The following is a 16,542-nucleotide window of genomic DNA, read 5'->3' on the forward strand; positions in this document are numbered from 1 at the left end:
CGTCGATTCCCTCCTCCGCCTCGCGATCGCACGCACCAGACCCCGCCGACCCCTCCCTCCCGGGCGGACGACGCCACTTTGACGACACTCCCTAGTGCCCCGCAGGCGCGATTCCCGGGGCGGGCCAGGCGGCAAGGGCCGGCCCCCGTGACCCGGTACCGATCGCTCCGCCGGGCGGTCTGTGGCGCTCCTCAAGCGGACTTCGAGGATTCCTCGACCCGCGGCGCCGAGCGTGACAGCGCCACGTCACCGCCGCCGCCAGCGGAAACACCTGCCACGAGAGGGCGATGCCGATGCCGATGGAAGAAACCCGGTGCGACGCCGCCGCGCAGCGCGAGCGCATCACGGCGCCCGTCCACGTCACCGGCCCCGCCGGGCCCTGGGACGCCGTACGGGAGGGCATGGCCCGGCGCGGCAACGCCTCCGTCCACACCACCTGGGGCGAGTGGCTCACCGCCGCCCTCGCGGAGCCCGCCCTGCGGCCCCTGCTCGGCCGGGACTGGCAGCGCTACCGTCACACCACCGACCCGACCATCCGCTTCCGCTTCGTCGCCTCCCGGCTCGCGGTCCGGTACACGGCCGCCGCCGCCCTCGGGACCGACCCCGCCAAGCTGGACCTCTCGTACAAGCCCGGCGGGCGCCCGTACCTGCGGGGCCTGGACCAGATCGACCTGAGCCTCACCCACACCGACGAGCTGATCGCGGTCGGCATCAGCCGCAACGGCCGCATCGGCATCGACACCGAACCCGCCGACCGCAGGCTGGCGTTCTCCCTGCTCCAGAACCAGGTGTGCACCGAGGCCGAGCGCGCCGAGCTCGCCGCCCTCCCCGAGGCGGAGCAGACCGCGGGCATGCTGCGCCTGTGGACGCTGAAGGAGGCGTACACGAAGGCCCTGGGCCAGGGCCTGCGGATGGGTTTCTCCGAGTTCGGCTTCGCCACGGGCGCCTCCGGCACCCTCACCGGCACCCCCGCCGCGAGCGCCACGAGCGGCACCGGCCACACCCCCGGCACCGGTCTGCTCGCCCCCGACGGTTCCCCCGCCGCGCACGGCGAATGGGCCTTCGGCACCTACCCCGTCCTCGGCCGGTACCTCGTCAGCATCGCCTGCCACGACGCCGGACTCGACCCGTCCCGCGACACCGCCGTGTCCACCATGCTCGACGAGGGCTTCGTCGCGATGGTCTCCGGCCTGTTGGACCCCGTGTGACCACCCCGTACCGCACCCCGCGGCCCGGAGCTCGACCCGCTCCCGGGCCGGAATCAAGCCAAGCTGTAGCGCCCACGGTGAAGCTGGGCGACGCGACACCGGCCGGACCCGGTGCCTCTGTGTCGAAAGGGCCCGTATGAGCATCGTCGAGGAAAGACCACTGGAGACCGTACTCGCGCCGGACTCCCGCCCCGCTGCGGACTCCCGACCCGCGGCTCCGATCTCCCCGCGCCGCGAGGAGACCCGCTTCGCCTCCCTGCGCGAGCGGACCGCGGAACTGCACGCCGTACGGGCGCTGGCCGAGGCCGGACCGAGCGAGCGCGCCACCGCCGCCCAGCACTCGAAGGGCAAGCTGACCGCCCGCGAGCGCATAGAACTGCTCTTCGACGAAGGAACGTTCAACGAAGTCGAGCAGCTCCGCAAGCACCGTGCCACCGGCTTCGGCCTGGAGGACAAGAAGCCGCACACGGACGGCGTCGTCACCGGCTGGGGCAAGGTCCACGGCCGCACCGTCTTCGCGTACGCCCACGACTTCCGCATCTTCGGCGGCGCGCTGGGCGAGGCGCACGCCGAGAAGATCCACAAGCTGATGGACCTGGCCGAGGCGGCCGGCGCCCCGATCGTGGGCCTGTGCGACGGCGCGGGCGCCCGTATCCAGGAGGGCGTCACCGCGCTCGCCGGCTACGGCGGCATCTTCCAGCGCAACGTCCGCAACTCCGGCGTCATCCCGCAGATCTCCGTGATCCTGGGCCCCTGCGCCGGCGGCGCCGCGTACTCGCCCGCCCTCACGGACTTCGTGTTCATGGTGCGCGGCACCTCGCAGATGTTCATCACCGGCCCGGACGTGGTCCAGGCCGTGACCGGCGAGGCCGTCACGATGGAGCACCTCGGCGGGGCCGACAGCCACGCTGGCGCCTCGGGTGTGGCGGCGTTCGCGTACGACGACGAGCAGAGCTGCCTGGAGGACGTACGCCACCTCCTGTCCCTGCTCCCGTCCAACAACCGTGAACTCTCCCCCGCCGGCGACCTGGAGGACCCGGTCGACCGGCGCTGCGAGAGCCTGCTGGACCTGGTCCCGGCCAAGCCCACCCAGGGCTACGACATCCGCGACCTCATCGAGGAGATCGCCGACCACGGGGACTACTTCGAGGTCCACGCCCAGTGGGCGCAGAACGTCGTCTGCGCGCTGACCCGCCTCGGCGGCCACGTCGTCGGCATCGTCGCCAACCAGCCGGCGCACCTCGCGGGCGTCCTGGACATCCAGGCCTCCGAGAAGGCGGCCCGCTTCGTCCAGTTCTGCGACTCGTTCAGCATCCCGCTGGTCACGCTGATCGACGTGCCGGGCTTCCTGCCGGGCGTCGACCAGGAGCACAACGGGATCATCCGGCACGGCGCGAAGCTGCTGTACGCGTACTGCAACGCCACCGTCCCGCGGATCTCGCTGATCCTGCGCAAGGCTTACGGCGGCGCGTACATCGTCATGGACTCCCGCTCCATCGGCGCGGACGTGGCGCTGGCCTGGCCGTCGAACGAGATCGCGGTGATGGGCGCGGAGGGCGCGGCGAACGTCATCTTCCGGCGCGAGATCAACGCCTCGGACGATCCCGACGCCACGCGCGCGCAGAAGATCAAGGAGTACCAGACCGAGCTGATGCACCCGTACTACGCGGCCGAACGCGGCCTCGTCGACGACGTCATCGACCCGGCCGAGACGCGTGCGCGGCTCATCTCCACCCTCGACATGCTGCGTACGAAGCACACGCAGCAGCCGAGCCGCAAGCACGGGAACGTCCCCCTGTGACCGCGCCCGCGCCCGCGCCGACGGCCGCGCCGACCCCGGGCCCCACCCCGGACGCCGCCGGCGACCTGTCCGCCCTCGCCCTCGCGGCCTCGATCCGCATCACCAAGGGCAACCCGACCGCGGAGGAGGTCGCGGCCCTGGCCGTGCTCCTCACCGCCCGTATCCGGCTCCTCGACGAGGCGCAGTCCCCACAGACGGAGGCCCAGGTGCACAAGCTGTCCCTGCGCCCCCGACCGTCCTTCATCGCGCCGGGCGCCTGGGCCTCGTAGGCCCTCACCCACCGCCCGCCCCCCACAAGAAGGACGATCCCGTACGCCGCCCGGCCACCCCCCCGGCCGGGCGGCCGGCGGCATGTCCGGGACACCCCCGCCCGGGCGGCCGCCGGCCCGCCCGGGGCCCACCCCTCCCCTGGGCCCCGGGCGAGCCGCGAACCCCGATCAGCTCTGCTCGATCAGCGCGGCCACGCCGTCCAGGATCCGCTCCAGTCCGAAGTCGAGCGGATCGCCGGGGCGGGGGGCGAAGGCCCCGCCCGCGATGGCCGCGGTCAATGCGGGGAACCGGCCGCCGTGCCGCGCCCACACGTCCGCCGTGAGCCGGTTCCACTCCGCGCGCCCCTCCTCGTCGTCGTCGACCAGCTGCTGCGCCAGGCCGCGTACGTGCCCGACGAGCAGCAGGAAGGCCGCGTGCTGCTGCGCGTACGGGAGACCCGTCCCCGCCAGCGCGGCCAATGCCGAGTCGATCCAGGCCAGTTGACGCGGCCCCATCAGCTGACGGCGCATCCCCGTGGCGGCCACCATCCACGGCCGGCGCCGGTACTCCTGCCAGCACGCCCGCGCCCACACCTCCAGCCGCGGCCGCCAGCCGCCCGCCACGGCGGCGACGTCGGGCGCCGGCCCGAAGGCGGCGTCGACCATCAGGTCGAGCAGCTTCGCCTTGCCGGGGACGTAGCGGTACAGCGCCATGGTGGTCACGCCCAGGCGCGCGGCGACGCTCTGCATCGACAGCGCGTCCAGCCCCTCCTCGTCGGCGATGGCGAGCGCGGTGTCCACGATGCGCCCGACGCTCAACGAGGGCTTCGGGCCGCGCTTGGGCTGCCCCTGCTCGCCGCACCGGTCACCGGCCTGCTGGGCCACCGCGCCGTGCGCCGCGCCGGCCACGCGCGGCACCTGCGCGTCCACAGTCCGAACGGCATCGACGAGCAGCGGTTCGTCCGGATCGGCGGCATCGAGCAGTGGGTCTCCATCCGGGGCGAAAACAGGGCCAACCCCGTGATGATCGAGATCCACGGCGGTCCCGGCGCCTCCCACTCGATCTTCGCCGCGCGCACGCGGTCCTGGGAGGAGCACTTCACGGTCGTGCGCTGGGACATGCGCGGCGCGGGCAAGACCTTCGGCCGCTCCGGCCCGCAGGGGCAGGGCGACATGAGCTTCGACCGGCTGTACGAGGACGCCCTCGACGTCACCCGGTACGCCGGCGAGCGGCTCGGCGCCGACCGGGCCGTCCTCGTGGCGAGCTCGCTCGGCAGCGTGTTCGGCCTGCGCCTGGCCCGTAACCACCCGGAGCTCTACTCCGCGTACGTCGGCACCGACCAGAACATCCTGGACGCCGGCCGCGACACCTCCGTCCACGAGGCGCTGGTGTCCCGGCTGCGCGCGGCCGGCAAGCACAAGGACGCCGCCGCCGCGGAGGTACTGGGCCGCGTCCCGCACCCGCTGACCGCCGATCAGCGGGCCGCGTACGACAAACTGACCGTGACGTCCGACCCGTTGACCCTGGACACCCTCAAGCGGGTCGTGCTGGGCTCGCTCTGGTTCTCCCCGCTGCACTCGCTGCGCGAGATCGGCCGGTACTTCGCGGGCATGAAGTTCTCGGCGCGGCTGACCCCTGCCTTCGCCGCGTTCGACGACCGCGCGGACGGCACCTGTTTCGAGCTGCCGTTCTACGTCTTCCAGGGCGACCGGGACGTCATCACCCCGCCCGAGCGCGCCCGCTCGTTCTTCGATGAGGTGGAGGCCCCGGTCAAGGAGTTCGCCCTGATCGAGGACGCGAGCCACTTCGCCGCGTTCCGCCACCCGGACCGTTTCCTGCACCTGCTGCTGACCCGGGTCCGCCCGGTGGTGGCGGGCGCGGCCGATCGAAGCCGCGCTGCCTGAACGGCGACGGGGCCTGGCCGCCGTGTCCGGGCCGGGCCGGGCCGCGCCGGGCCGGGCCGCGCCGCGCCGGGCCGCGCCGCGCCGGGCCGCCTTGCGCCGGGCCTCGCGCCATCGGAGGGAAGGTCAGTCGAGCACCGCGGTGACTTCGATCTCGACCAGGTGCGCGGGTACGTCCAGGGCGGCCACGCCCAGCAGGGTGCCCGGGGGGACGGGGGTCACGCCCAGCCTCGCGGCCGCCCGGGAGATGCCCTCCAGCAGGAGCGGCATCTTGTCGGGGGTCCAGTCGACGACGTACACGGTCAGCTTCGCCACGTCCTCGAACGAGCCGCCGGCCGCCTCCAGGGCGGTGGCGGCGTTGAGGTAGCACTGCTCGACCTGGGCCGCGAGGTCGCCCTCGCCGACCGTGACCCCGTCCGTGTCCCAGGAGACCTGTCCGGCGACGAAGACGAGCTTCGAGCCGGACGCGATCGCCACCTGGCGGTAGACGGGGACCTCGGGCAGTCCGGCGGGGTTCACCAGGGTGATGGCCATGGTGCGGCCTCCTTGTTCACGCTTGTTCACGGTCACTGTTGACGGTCACTTGTGGTTACTCAGGAACCGTAGGAGAGTGGCCGGTGACATGGAAGAACGCACTTTTCGGTGACTGGGGAACCTGATGGTGACCAAGCAGCTCGGCGGCGTACCGCGCGATGAAGCGGACGTCCGGCGCGCGGACTCCCTGGGGCGGGAGATCTTCTCCGGCGTCGCCAACAAATGGGCGCTCCTGATCATCGATGCCCTCGGCGACGACACCGTGCGCTTCAGCGGGCTGCGGGACGAGGTCGAGGGCATCAGCCACAAGATGCTCACCCAGAACCTGCGCATGCTGGAGCGCTACGGGCTGCTGGAGCGCACCGTGTACCCCACCGTGCCGCCGCGGGTGGAGTACGCGCTCACCGAGCCGGGCAGGGCGCTGCGCGCGACGATCGAGGGGCTGTGCGACTGGACCCACCGGTACGTCGGCGAGATCGAGGCCTCGTGCCGCCGTTTCGACGCCGGGGCGTAACGGCTCAGCGGGTGTGGCGATCGGCGATCGCCTCGGCCGTCGCCCGGTGGGCGACGCGGGCCAGGACGGGGTTGGTCACGCGGTAGTGGTGCTCCGCCGTGAGTCCGAAGCGCAGGGCCCAGCCGCGCCCGCGGGCCCACGTCGCGTCGTCCACGCCCGCCGCCTCGCGGAACACCTCGCGGGTGTCGGCGGGCAGCAGGGTCCAGGCCGCCATCACATCGCACGCGGGGTCGCCGACGCCGACGCAGCCGAAGTCGATGACCGCGCTGAGCCGGCCGCGGTGGCCGAGGAGATTCCCCGGCAGGAGGTCGCCGTGCAGCCAGACGGGCGCGCCCTCCCACTGCGGAACGCGAACGGCGGCCTCCCACGCGGCGGTCGCCGCCTCCGCGTCCAGCGTGCCGTCGGCGCCCAGGTCCCTGATCGCGGCCCGGACTCCGGCGTCGGCCGTGCCCACCGGCCCGCCCCGGAACGAGCGCGGTGCGCCGGCGGTGTCGACGCGCCGCAGCGCCGCGACGAAGGCTCCCAGCCCGGCTGCGGCGTCGTGCGGTTCGGCGAGGGGCTCGTCGAAGAGGTTCTCACCGTCGAGCCAGCGGTACACCGACCAGGCGAACGGATACCCCTCGCCCGGAACTCCCCGCCCCAGCGGGACGGGTACGTCCAGCGGCAGGTGCGGTGCGAGGTGGGGCAGCCATCGCTGTTCCCTGGCGACCTGGCCTTCGGCGCCGGGTATGCGCGGGAGCCGTACGCTCATGCCCGCGCCCAGCCGGTACATGGCGTGGTCCGTGCCGGCCGAGCGCACCTTCCGTACGGGCAGCGCGGCCCACTGCGGGAACTGCGCCGCGACCAGCCGCTCGACGAGGGCCTCGTCGATGTCGACCTCGTCGGCGTGCATCTTCGTGTTCGTACCGGACGTGGTGGGGAACGTACCCGCCGGACAGGTGGTCCTGCCAAGGGTTTCGTCCGGCCGGGCGGCCGGATCCCATCAGATCGGATGCATCTGTTCTGATGTAAGGTCGCGCGCATGAACGGAGTGCAGCTCTTCCTGCTGGGCCGGACGCTGATGAAGATCGGCGAAGAGGCCATCCCGGACGGCGGGGTCGGCGAGCGCACGACGAGCACGCGCTCGGTCCTGATCGTGATGCTCGACGTGTACGCCCACCCCGACACCACCGTCGGCGAGATCGCCGTCCGCTCGGGCCTGCCGCAGAGCGCGGTCTCCGCCTGCGTGGCGCGCCTGCGCGAGACCGGCTCCGTGGTCGCCGCCACCGACCCCCGCGACCGGCGGCGCACCCTCGTCCGCCGGAACCCCGAGGTCTCCGACCGCCGGGCGGAGGTGGCCGCGGCCACCATCGACGGCGCCCTGTCCAGCGCCCTCGGCACGACCGATCCCGCCGAACTGGCGGAGGTCGTCGCCCTGTTGGAGGCGCTCGCGGAGCGCCTCTCGCCCGAGATGCTGGCCCGCCTGACACCGGACGCCTGACGCCTGACGCCGGCCGCCCGAGCCGCCCGAGCCGCCCGAGCCGCCGGGGCCCGGGCGGCGGAGTGCGGCAGAGGCTACCTGCGGTACGAGGAGACGTAGCCCGGGCCCGGCGACCCGACGCCCGTCACCACGTCGTAGCCGCGGACGGCGGCCAGCGAGCTGTCCTTGCCGAGGCTGCGGACCGAGGTCAGCAGTCCGTCCGCGGCATCGACGGTGTTCGCGAAGTCGACGCGGGCGACGGCGAGGTCACGGTCCTTGCCCAGCGGGTGGTCGGTGACGTCGTGGTAGAGCGGGGTCCCGAAGCGGAAGTAGATCGCGGGGTTCGCGAAGCCGATCGGCAGGTGGCGGGCCTGCTGCGCCAGCGCCTGCACCCCGGCGATGACCGGGGCCGCGAGCGAGGTGCCGCCGATGCGGTACTCGTCGTACGAGACCGAGCCGTCGGGCCAGCTCTGCGTCTGTCCGACGAGGAACCCGGTGTTGGGGTCCGCGATGGCCGCGATGTCCGGGACGGTGCGCATGCGCGCCGTGCCGTTCGCCTTGGCGAGGGAGTCGGGTACGACGCCCCGCTGGTAGGCGGGCTGGGCGACCGTCGCACTCGTGCCGCCGCCCGCGCCGCCCGTGTAGGCGCCCGGGAAGCCCGTCCAGCTGGTGCCGTCGGCGCTCAGCGGCGCCTTGAGCGTGCCCCAGCCCGTCTCGAACTGGTAGGTGTTGCCCTTGCCCACGGCCAGTGAGGTACCGCCCACGGCGGTCACCCACGCCGAGTTGGCCGGGGTGTCGACCTGCTTCTTCCCGGTGTTGGCGACCTCGTCCCCGTCGTCTCCCGAGGAGAAGTAGAAGCCGATGCCCTCGATGGCACCCAGCTTGAACGTCTGGTCGTAGGCCGCCGCGATGTCCGGGGTCTCGTTGGCCTCGATGTCGCCCCAGGAGTTCGAGACGATGTCGGCCAGCCTGCTGTCGACGACCTTGTTCAGGGCGTCGAGGAGGTCCGGGTCGTTGCACGAGGCACCCGCGACGTACACGATGCCCGCGTCCGGTGCGACGGCGTGCACGGCCTCGACGTCGAGGGTCTCCTCCCCGTACCAGCCGGACGCGTCGCACTCCTCGGTCGCCGTGTAGTCGGCGGGCACGACCTGGCGGAGCTGGTTGGCCCTGTACGCCTTGTCGCCGTTGCGCTGCGCGTACTGCCGCGCGTCCTGGGCGATGGTCGGCGAGGCGTACGCGTCCGTGATGGCTACGGTCACCCCCTGACCGGTGTACCCGTTCGCGCCGTAGGCCGCGCGCAACTGCTGCCCCGTGTATCCCTTGACCGCGTAGGGGACCTTCGTGCCGTTGGCGTCGGGCAGGGTCTTCGCCACGTTCGACCCGAAGTAGGTGGAGAAGGGCCCGGCGTTGCGGAACCCGGCGCCCGGGCCCGGCAGCGTGTCCTGGTGCGCGGACCGGTGCGGCGCGTCGTCCAGACCGGTCACGGTGAGCACGGCGCCGGCCAGGTCCGCCGGGGCGGACGCCGTCCTGGAGGGCGCCCGGTAGACCTTGTCGCCCTTGCGGTAGCCGTGCAGCTGGGTGGCGAACGCCTTCTCCGCGGCCGCCGCGTCCCCGGAGACGGACACGTAGTGCTGGTCGGAACCGGTGACGGTGAGGCCCGCCTGCCGGAGCCAGCGGGTGACGGCCCCGATCTGGTCGGCGGTCGGGCCGAACCGGTCGCGTGCCTCGGCGGGGCTCAGGTACTTCCCGTAAGCGGAGGACCGCGGGTTGGAGACGGCCTCGGCGTAGGCGGTGAGGCCCTTCACGTCCCGCCCGGCCAGGTACACCCGGGCGTTCACCTTCGCGGACGGGGCGACCGTGCCCTGGTCGGCCGAGGCGGTGGCCCAGGAGGGCTGGGTGCCTTCCAGGGCGGACCGCCCTCCGGGGACGGGCCCGGCGGCCTGCGCGGGCGGTATCGCGAGGGCGAACGCGCCGGTGAGCAATGGGAGTGTCGCTGCCATGACACCTAGGGTGCGGCGCCCCGTGCGGGTGCTTCTCATCTCATCCCCTGCAGTGAAGTGGAGTCTGTCGCGAGCTGGTTGCGCGGACCGCCGCGATGTGCGCGGCGTACGGCCGCAACTCTTGTCAGGAACCGTTCACGTCAGGGGCACGGAGCGATCAAGAAACCCAAAAGACCTTGCCAGGAAAGGGAATTGACGCACCAACAGAAACGGCCTAGCCGGCTGCCGCTCCGACGGTCGTGCGTACGGGCTCCGGCTTCGGCTGCTTCTTGTGGTCGCGTACCAGCAGGCACAGCAGTACCGCGACGGCCAGGGCCGCGATCGGCAGGGCCGCCGTCACGTGCAGGGTGGCCACCAAGGCGTCCGCGTACGCCGCGCCCCCGGCGAGCTCGGCGGCCAGCCGCCCTTGCAGCAGCGCCCCGACCGAGGCCGCCCCGATGACCGAGCCGATCTGGCGGATCGTGTTGTTCACCCCGGACGCCGCCCCGGCCAGCCGCGGCTCCACGTTCCGCATCGCCTCCGCCGACATCGGCGCGATCACGCACCCCACCCCCAGGCCCGTCACCACCGTCGCCGGCACGAACAGGTACCAGGGCGTCGCGGGCCCCGCGACCAGCACGATCGCGACCATCCCCGCCGCGTACAGCGAAAGCCCGGCCATCAGCAGGTACTTGCCGCCGATCCGGTCCGACAGCCGCCCCGCGAACGGGCCCACCACCATCGACACGAGCGAGGACGGCGCGAGCACCAGGCCGGCCCCCAGCGCGCTCATGTGCAGCACGGACTGCAGGTAGAGGTTGAACGGGAGCACCAGCCCGATCATCGCCATCGACACCAGTGCCACGAGCGCGGTCATCACGGTGAAGTTCCGGTCGCGGAACAGTGCGAACGGCACCAGCGGATCACGGTCCTGCTTCCCGCGCTGGTGTACGAGGAACCCCGCGACCAGCGCGACCCCGGCGGCCAGCAGCCCCCAGATCCCGGCGCCCCACCCGTACCGCTCGCCCTCCTGGAGCCCGAACGCCAGGCAGAACAGCGCGGCGGTCGCGATCAGTACGCCCGCGAGGTCGAAGCGGTGGCCGCGCCCGTTGCGCACGTCCGGGACCACCAGGTACGTGAGCGCCAGCGCGGCCACGCCGATCGGCACGTTGACCAGGAAGATCCACCGCCAGCCGACGGTCGACACCAGGATGCCGCCCAGCGTCGGCCCCGACAGCGTGGCGAGTCCGGCGACCGTCCCCCAGACGCCCATGGCCGTGCCGCGCCGCTGCGCGGGGAAGACCGAGACGATCAGCGCCATCGTCTGCGGTGCCAGCAGCGCCGCGCCCAGCCCCTGCAACCCGCGCGCCGCGATCAGCAGGCCGGCGCTCGGCGCGAGCCCGCACGCAACGCTGGCCAGCGTGAACACCGCCACGCCGCCGGCGAAGAGCCTGCGCGGCCCCCACAGATCGCCGAGCCGGCCCGCGCTGATCAGCAGTACGGCCAGCACCAGTGCGTAGCCGCTGACCACCCACAGGGTCTGGTCCAGGGAGGCCCCGAGCGCGTCGATCATCTCGGGGAGGGCGATGTTCACGATGGTCAGATCCAGCAGCGTCATGAAGAACCCCAGTGACACGGTCACCAGGACCGCCCAGGGATTGCCGTTCCACTTGCGCATGTCGGCCCCACTCCTGCGTCCGCGCCCCGGCGGGTTCCGGTGGCCACGGCACGAAGGTAATCCATCTTTTTTGATGCATCAAGAAAGATGGATTAGAAAAGGCGGACTTCCCGGGGGAGTTGGGCAGGCCACTGGAGGCCGATTGGCCTGTGACCCGTGCCCGTGCACCTGAGAGGCTGGCCCTTCGAACGCCATGCTCAGGAGGTCGCGGTGCAGGTAGCGGTGGTCACTTTCGACGGGTTCAACGAGCTCGACAGCTTCATCGCGTCGGCCCTGATCAACCGGTGCCGCAAGGACGGCCTGGAAGCCTTCATCACCACGCCGACGCCCGTGGTCACGTCGATGAACGGCGTCGAGGTCACCGGTCAGCGCCCGATGGACTTCATCCCGGACGCCGACGTCGTACTGATCGGCAGCGGGGTCAAGACGCGCGACGTGGTCGCCGACGACCGGCTGCTCGCCCGGCTGCCCCTGGACCCCGCGCGGCAGCTGATCGGCTCGCAGTGCTCCGGCGCGCTCGTCCTCGCCCGGCTCGGGCTGCTCGGCGGGATGCCGGCCTGCGCGGACCTGACGAGCCGCCCGTACGTCGAGGCCTGCGGCGTCACCGTGCTGGACGCGCCGTTCCACTGCGAGGGCAACATCGCCACGGCGGGCGGCTGCCTGGCCTCGCAGTACCTCGCCGCGTGGACGATCGCCCGGACGCTCGGCGAGGAGGCCGCGCGCGCCGCCATCGCCTACGCGGCCCCGGTGGGCGAGCAGCGGGAGACGGTGGAGCGCACCCTGCGCGCCATCCGCACGGCCGGGTCTGCGGCCGGGTCTGCGGACGGGTCTGCTTCCGGGTCTGCGTCCGGGTCCGGGTCTGCGGCAGGGTCGGCGGCCGCGGCCGGGTCCGCTCCCGTGTCGGTACCGGGCTGAGCGCTCAGGCGCGGTTCGCGGAGGCGCCGAGCCAGAACCAGACCCACTTGCCGGCCCCGTCCGTGGCCACGCCCCAGGACTGGCTGAGGGCGGCGATCAGCCCGAGCCCCCGCCCGGACTCGCGCTGCGCGCAGCCCGCGGGGGCCGGGTTCGCGGGGCCCAGGTGGGGGGTGTCGTCGCGCAGGGCGCACAGCAGTCGGTCGGTCCCCGGTTCCACGTCGACCACCATGCGGATGTGGGTGCTGACCGTGTGCCGGACCGCGTTGGTGACGGCTTCGGTCACGAGGAGGCGGGCGTCGTCCGCGAGTGCGCCGCCGGGGACGGCTTCGGACAGGGCCCGCCGTGCCGAACGGGCGGCCTCGGGGGTGGTGGGGAGCACGATGTCGACGCGATGAGCAGGCACGAGTGCCTCCGATCCCAGCAGGTCCCCCCTGCGGTTTGCGGTCCTTCCACGCTAGGCAGGCCGCCGTCATGGTCACACCGCCCGGACGGCCGATCCGGGCCGCCCCGCGTCTCGTACCTTTGGCCGCCCCGCCCCGCCCCGCCCCGCCCCGCCCCGCCCCGCCCCGCCCCGCGCAGGCCGCGGTGGTGCCGGGGGATGCCTACGGCGAGGCCGGCAGCCGGACCGTGACGAGGAGACCTCCGCCGGAGCGGGGGAGGAGTTCGAGGGTTCCGTCGTGGGCGCGGACGACGCTCTGCACGATGGCCAGGCCCAGGCCGACCCCCGCGTGCTCGTCGGTGCGCACCCGTTCGGTTCCGCGCCGGAACGGCTCGGTCAGGGTCGGCACCAGGCGCGCAGGCAGCGGGCGGCCCGTGTTCTCGACCCGCAGCACGCTCGTGCCCCCGTACTCCTCGGTGTGGACCGTCACGGTGCCCCCGGCGGGGAGGTTGTGGACGATCGCGTTCTGGACGAGGTTCGTCACCATCCGCAGCAGGAGCTCCGCGGAGCCGGCGGCCGGGGCCGCCCCGCCGGTGACGTCGAGCGTGGTCCGGCGCTGCTCGGCGAGGGGGAGCAGCGTTTCGGCGGCCTCTTCGGCGAGGAGGGAGAGGTCGACGCTCTCACGGGTGAAGTTGCCGCGGTCGCCGCGGCTGAGCAGCAGCAGGGCCTCGGTGAGGTCGATCGCCCGCGTGTTGACCGCGTACAGCCGCTCGATGAGCTCGTCCCGGTCCCGCGCGGGGTCCTTGCGGGCGACGTCGAGCAGCGTGCGCGAGATCGCCAGCGGGGTGCGCAGCTCGTGGGAGGCGTTGGCGGCGAAGCGCTGCTGCTCGGCGACATGGGATTCGAGTTGCCCGAGCATCGAGTCGAACGCGTCGGAGAGCTCGCGGAATTCGTCCTGGCGGCCCTTCATCCGGATCCGGTGGGACAGCGATCCGGTCCCGGCCGTCCGCGCCGCGTCCCGGATCTGCGTGAGCGGCGCGAGCATGCGGCCGGCCAGGATCCATCCCCCGGCCAGGCCGAACACGAGCAGGAAGGCCATCGCCACCGCCGCCGCGGGAGCGAAGGTGTGCACGAGGAGGTAGCGGTTGGGCGAGATCCCGAGCAGGCCCTGGGAGTTGTCGGGTACGTAGCGCAGCAGGAACGCCCACACCACGGCCAGCAGGAGGGCTCCGGCGACGGCGAGGAACCCGGCGTAGCTGAGGGCGAGTTTCAGCCGGGCGCTGGGCCCGGGGCGCCTATCCACGCGTACGGCCGGGGCGGGCGCCGGAGCCGGGGCCGAAGCAGTCCCGGCCGGTCGCGCCCGTACCGGCAGTGTCCGTACCGCCTGTGCCCGTACCCGTCTCGATGCGGTAGCCGACACCCGGCACGGTGGCGATGATCCACGGTTCGTCGAGCCGTTTGCGCAGGGCGGAGACGGTGATGCGCACGGCGTTGGTGAGGGGGTCGGCGTTCTCGTCCCAGGCCCGCTCCAGCAGTTCTTCGGCGCTGACGACCCCGCCCTCGGCGGCGACGAGGACCTCCAGCACGGCGAACTGTTTGCGGGTGAGCGCGACGTAGCGGCCGTCGCGGAAGACCTCCCTGCGGAAGGGGTCGAGCCGCAGCCCCGCGATCTCGCGGACCGGCGGCCGGGCGTACGCGCGCCTGCGGTCGAGCGCCCTCAGCCGCAGGACGAGCTCGCGCAGCTCGAACGGTTTGGTGAGGTAGTCGTCGGCGCCGAGCCCGAACCCGGAGGCCTTGTCGTCGATCCGGTCGGCGGCCGTGAGCATGAGGATCGGGATGCCGCTGCCGGATGCGACGATGCGCCGGGCGACCTCGTCGCCGGAGGGGCCGGGGATGTCGCGGTCGAGGACCGCGAGGTCGTAGGAGTGGACGCTGAGCAGTTCCAGGGCGGAGTCGCCGTCGCCGGCGATGTCGGCCGCGATCGCCTCCAGCCGCAGACCGTCACGGACGGCCTCGGCCAGGTAGGGCTCGTCCTCCACGATCAGTACGCGCATGCCCGAAGCCTAAGCAGCGCGACACGTCGCCGACGTACGCGCGGACGCGCGCGAAGGCGCGCGCCACCAGCGGCGCGAAGCCAGGGCGGCCAGTACGGCGCCCGCCGCGTTGACCAGTACGTCGTCCACGGAGGACACGCGGTCCAGCCACAGGACGTACTGCGCGGTCTCGACGAGGACCGAGCAGCCCGCCCCGAGCGCCAGGATCCGGGGCAGGGAGGCCATGGCCGCGAACCGCATCGGGGCGAAGAACCCCAGCGCGGCGAAGACCAGCAGGTTGCCGACGATCCCGAGCGGCCCCATCGTGACCAGGTCCCGCAGCGGTACCAGGCTCACCCGGGCGGGGGCGGTACCGGGCGCGGCGCCCGGCATCATCGTCAGCCACAGGAACGGCACCGTTCCGTGGCCCATGCCCACCTCGGCCAGCGAAAGCCGCCACGCCGACGAGCCGTCGGCGCCGCCCCGGGCGAGCCGGACGCGGGCCAGGGCCCACGCCACCAGCACGGCCAGGGGCAGGGCGACCAGCGTCACGAGCACGACCCCGTTGAACGTGTCGTAGCAGCCGTGCCACCGCCCGGCCACGCACCTGGGGGCGGACATCAGGAGGGGCCCGCGCAGGACGAACAGGGCGCCGGCCACACCGAGGACCGCGAGGCCGGGGAGCACGGCCCGGCGCGCGCGGCGGGTCGGCGCGGACAGGGGTGCGTCGTGGTTCATGCCCCCATGGGAGACGAAGATCCGTTGCGGCGGCGTATGCGGTTTTCGATATGCCCGCGATATGCCCGCGATATGCCCGCGATATGCCCGCGATGCGCGCCGCGGGACACCCCCTAGGCGAAGGGTCCCTCCGCGAGGAAGCGGCGCAGGTCGCGGGCGAAGCGCTCGGCCTCGCCCGGCGGCCACGAGGCGAGGCTCGCCGTGATGTGCGCGGCCAGCCGGGCGCGCAGCTCCGCCACCGCGGCGCGGCCCCGCTCGGTGAGGACGAGCAGGTACGCGCGTCCGTCGGCGGGGTCCGGTTCGCGGCGCAGGAGGCCGGCGGCCTCCAGCCGGGAGGCCCGGCGGGTGACGCCGGAGCGGTCGACCCCGACGTCGGGAGCCAGGTCGGCGGCGCTGCGCGGGCCGGTCCGGGCCAGGGTGCTGAGGACCGGGTACGTCAGCTCGTCCACCCCCTCGCCCATGCCCTCGGTGAGCCGCCGGTGCAGCTGCGTGCGCGTACTGCGCCGGAGCAGCATGCCCAGCGCGTCCGCGATCTCTTGACCTGCTTCGTTCTCCACGGGAAAAGAATAGCGTGCGCTGCGCACGCTGTTGGTGTTACAGTGAAGGAGAAGCGTGCGAAGCGCACGCACTTCGGCTCCTTCATTCCATCGCTCCGTAAGGAAGTCCCATGAACCGCACCAGTATCGAAGCCGCTCTCAACGACCTGATCTTCAACCGCGACATCACCGTCGAGGAAGCCGCGGACCGCCACTTCACCCCGGAGTACCGCCAGCGCACGGACGGGGAGTGGGCCGACCGCGCCGGGTTCATCGAGCACATCACCCACGTGCGCGGCGTGGTGGCCGACGGTCACGTCGTGGTGCACGAGGAGCTGTACGACGGCGGCAAGTACGCCGACCGGCACACCGCGTACATCACCAAGAAGGACGGTTCGACCGTGCGGATGGAGGTCTACGTGTTCGCCGACCTCGCCCCCGACGGCCGTTTCGAGCGCATCGAGGAGACCACCCTGATGCTGGAGGGCTCCGCCGCCGACCGCAACATCGGCAGCGCTCGCTAAAGGGTGTTGCAGAAGGCTGAGTTCCGGGCATTTTCCGTGTATGGGTGGGGTGTTGCGGGTTGAGCCGTTGTGGGTTGAGACGTTCACGGGC

17 protein-coding genes and 1 pseudogene are annotated in these 16,542 nt (G+C 72.8%); 8 read left to right on the top strand and 10 right to left on the bottom strand.

The genetic code is table 11. The features are described 5' to 3' along the window. The first annotated feature begins 293 nt into the window (after positions 1 to 293). From AB0M92_RS38280 to AB0M92_RS38290, 3 genes are all read left to right on the top strand, one after another. Positions 294 to 1,208: a 4'-phosphopantetheinyl transferase superfamily protein gene (locus tag AB0M92_RS38280; RefSeq protein WP_366107007.1), complete on the top strand. Its 915-nt coding sequence runs from the start codon at positions 294 to 296 to the stop codon at positions 1,206 to 1,208. Between the two features lie 136 nt (positions 1,209 to 1,344). Next, the gene (locus AB0M92_RS38285; protein ID WP_366107008.1) at positions 1,345 to 3,009 is read left to right on the top strand and encodes an acyl-CoA carboxylase subunit beta; all 1,665 of its coding nucleotides are present in this window, start codon (positions 1,345 to 1,347) and stop codon (positions 3,007 to 3,009) included. Beyond that, on the top strand, positions 3,006 to 3,278 hold the full coding sequence (locus AB0M92_RS38290; protein WP_366107009.1) for an acyl-CoA carboxylase epsilon subunit: 273 nt from the start codon (positions 3,006 to 3,008) through the stop codon (positions 3,276 to 3,278). Before AB0M92_RS38285 ends, AB0M92_RS38290 begins: the two co-directional genes overlap by 4 nt. A gap of 168 nt (positions 3,279 to 3,446) precedes the next feature. Here AB0M92_RS38290 and AB0M92_RS38295 read toward each other — a convergent pair whose 3' ends face one another. Then, a complete protein-coding gene (locus tag AB0M92_RS38295) occupies positions 3,447 to 4,166 on the bottom strand; it encodes a TetR/AcrR family transcriptional regulator (protein WP_366107011.1) in 720 nt (239 codons plus the stop codon). Between AB0M92_RS38295 and AB0M92_RS38300 the strand changes: the two genes are divergently transcribed. Beyond that, a complete protein-coding gene (locus AB0M92_RS38300; protein WP_366107012.1) occupies positions 4,149 to 5,162 on the top strand; it encodes an alpha/beta hydrolase in 1,014 nt (337 codons plus the stop codon). The genes AB0M92_RS38295 and AB0M92_RS38300 overlap by 18 nt on opposite strands. Positions 5,163 to 5,285: 123 nt before the next feature. Here the strand turns inward: AB0M92_RS38300 and AB0M92_RS38305 are convergent, their stop codons facing one another. Next, positions 5,286 to 5,693: a RidA family protein gene (locus AB0M92_RS38305; RefSeq protein WP_366107013.1), complete on the bottom strand. Its 408-nt coding sequence runs from the start codon at positions 5,691 to 5,693 to the stop codon at positions 5,286 to 5,288. 124 nt (positions 5,694 to 5,817) lie between these two features. Here AB0M92_RS38305 and AB0M92_RS38310 point away from each other — a divergent pair, with 124 nt between their 5' ends. After that, positions 5,818 to 6,207, top strand: a complete 390-nt coding sequence (locus tag AB0M92_RS38310) for a helix-turn-helix domain-containing protein (RefSeq protein ID WP_366107014.1) — start codon at positions 5,818 to 5,820, stop codon at positions 6,205 to 6,207. A gap of 4 nt (positions 6,208 to 6,211) precedes the next feature. Here AB0M92_RS38310 and AB0M92_RS38315 read toward each other — a convergent pair whose 3' ends face one another. Next, entirely contained in the window at positions 6,212 to 7,099 is an 888-nt protein-coding gene (locus tag AB0M92_RS38315; protein WP_366107015.1) for an aminoglycoside phosphotransferase family protein, read from the bottom strand. A 129-nt stretch (positions 7,100 to 7,228) separates the two neighbouring features. On the opposite strand from AB0M92_RS38315, the gene AB0M92_RS38320 reads away from it, so the two are divergent. Then, positions 7,229 to 7,687 (top strand): helix-turn-helix domain-containing protein, encoded by a 459-nt coding sequence (locus AB0M92_RS38320; protein WP_366107016.1) that lies wholly within the window; start codon positions 7,229 to 7,231, stop codon positions 7,685 to 7,687. Between the two features lie 74 nt (positions 7,688 to 7,761). Here AB0M92_RS38320 and AB0M92_RS38325 read toward each other — a convergent pair whose 3' ends face one another. After that, on the bottom strand, positions 7,762 to 9,708 hold the full coding sequence (locus AB0M92_RS38325; protein WP_366107017.1) for a S53 family peptidase: 1,947 nt from the start codon (positions 9,706 to 9,708) through the stop codon (positions 7,762 to 7,764). 175 nt (positions 9,709 to 9,883) lie between these two features. Further along, on the bottom strand, positions 9,884 to 11,326 hold the full coding sequence (locus tag AB0M92_RS38330) for a DHA2 family efflux MFS transporter permease subunit (RefSeq protein WP_366107018.1): 1,443 nt from the start codon (positions 11,324 to 11,326) through the stop codon (positions 9,884 to 9,886). Positions 11,327 to 11,536: 210 nt separating this feature from the next. On the opposite strand from AB0M92_RS38330, the pseudogene AB0M92_RS38335 reads away from it, so the two are divergent. Next, positions 11,537 to 12,136: pseudogene (locus AB0M92_RS38335) on the top strand (DJ-1/PfpI family protein); the annotation flags it as partial. Positions 12,137 to 12,245: 109 nt separating this feature from the next. Here the strand turns inward: AB0M92_RS38335 and AB0M92_RS38340 are convergent. The 5 genes from AB0M92_RS38340 to AB0M92_RS38360 form a co-directional block, all read right to left on the bottom strand. Next, on the bottom strand, positions 12,246 to 12,644 hold the full coding sequence (locus tag AB0M92_RS38340) for an ATP-binding protein (RefSeq protein WP_366107020.1): 399 nt from the start codon (positions 12,642 to 12,644) through the stop codon (positions 12,246 to 12,248). Positions 12,645 to 12,843: 199 nt separating this feature from the next. Then, positions 12,844 to 13,923, bottom strand: a complete 1,080-nt coding sequence (locus AB0M92_RS38345) for a HAMP domain-containing sensor histidine kinase (protein ID WP_366107021.1) — start codon at positions 13,921 to 13,923, stop codon at positions 12,844 to 12,846. Next, on the bottom strand, positions 13,916 to 14,674 hold the full coding sequence (locus tag AB0M92_RS38350; RefSeq protein ID WP_366107022.1) for a response regulator transcription factor: 759 nt from the start codon (positions 14,672 to 14,674) through the stop codon (positions 13,916 to 13,918). The genes AB0M92_RS38345 and AB0M92_RS38350 overlap by 8 nt, the downstream gene beginning before the upstream one ends. A gap of 9 nt (positions 14,675 to 14,683) precedes the next feature. After that, positions 14,684 to 15,391 carry a VanZ family protein gene (locus tag AB0M92_RS38355; protein ID WP_366107023.1) on the bottom strand — a complete coding sequence of 236 codons (708 nt, stop codon included), beginning with the start codon at positions 15,389 to 15,391 and terminating at the stop codon, positions 14,684 to 14,686. A 113-nt stretch (positions 15,392 to 15,504) separates the two neighbouring features. Then, complete coding sequence (locus AB0M92_RS38360) at positions 15,505 to 15,948, bottom strand: MarR family transcriptional regulator (RefSeq protein ID WP_366107024.1); 444 nt, start codon at positions 15,946 to 15,948, stop codon at positions 15,505 to 15,507. A gap of 110 nt (positions 15,949 to 16,058) precedes the next feature. Here AB0M92_RS38360 and AB0M92_RS38365 point away from each other — a divergent pair, with 110 nt between their 5' ends. Continuing rightward, on the top strand, positions 16,059 to 16,451 hold the full coding sequence (locus tag AB0M92_RS38365; RefSeq protein ID WP_366107025.1) for a nuclear transport factor 2 family protein: 393 nt from the start codon (positions 16,059 to 16,061) through the stop codon (positions 16,449 to 16,451). Positions 16,452 to 16,542 lie beyond the last annotated feature (91 nt).

The organism is Streptomyces sp. NPDC051582, from assembly GCF_040681715.1.
In the GTDB taxonomy this organism is placed as follows: domain Bacteria; phylum Actinomycetota; class Actinomycetes; order Streptomycetales; family Streptomycetaceae; genus Streptomyces.

Bases quoted from the DNA above. Each gene is read 5' to 3' on its own strand.
- AB0M92_RS38280 (WP_366107007.1), top strand. From the start codon at position 294: ATGCCGATGGAAGAAACCCGGTGCGACGCCGCCGCGCAGCGCGAGCGC.
- AB0M92_RS38285 (WP_366107008.1), top strand. From the start codon at position 1,345: ATGAGCATCGTCGAGGAAAGACCACTGGAGACCGTACTCGCGCCGGAC.
- AB0M92_RS38305 (WP_366107013.1), bottom strand. From the start codon at position 5,693: ATGGCCATCACCCTGGTGAACCCCGCCGGACTGCCCGAGGTCCCCGTC.
- AB0M92_RS38310 (WP_366107014.1), top strand. From the start codon at position 5,818: ATGGTGACCAAGCAGCTCGGCGGCGTACCGCGCGATGAAGCGGACGTC.
- AB0M92_RS38315 (WP_366107015.1), bottom strand. From the start codon at position 7,099: ATGCACGCCGACGAGGTCGACATCGACGAGGCCCTCGTCGAGCGGCTG.
- AB0M92_RS38320 (WP_366107016.1), top strand. From the start codon at position 7,229: ATGAACGGAGTGCAGCTCTTCCTGCTGGGCCGGACGCTGATGAAGATC.
- AB0M92_RS38325 (WP_366107017.1), bottom strand. From the start codon at position 9,708: ATGAGAAGCACCCGCACGGGGCGCCGCACCCTAGGTGTCATGGCAGCG.
- AB0M92_RS38330 (WP_366107018.1), bottom strand. From the start codon at position 11,326: ATGCGCAAGTGGAACGGCAATCCCTGGGCGGTCCTGGTGACCGTGTCA.
- AB0M92_RS38350 (WP_366107022.1), bottom strand. From the start codon at position 14,674: ATGCGCGTACTGATCGTGGAGGACGAGCCCTACCTGGCCGAGGCCGTC.
- AB0M92_RS38355 (WP_366107023.1), bottom strand. From the start codon at position 15,391: ATGAACCACGACGCACCCCTGTCCGCGCCGACCCGCCGCGCGCGCCGG.
- AB0M92_RS38365 (WP_366107025.1), top strand. From the start codon at position 16,059: ATGAACCGCACCAGTATCGAAGCCGCTCTCAACGACCTGATCTTCAAC.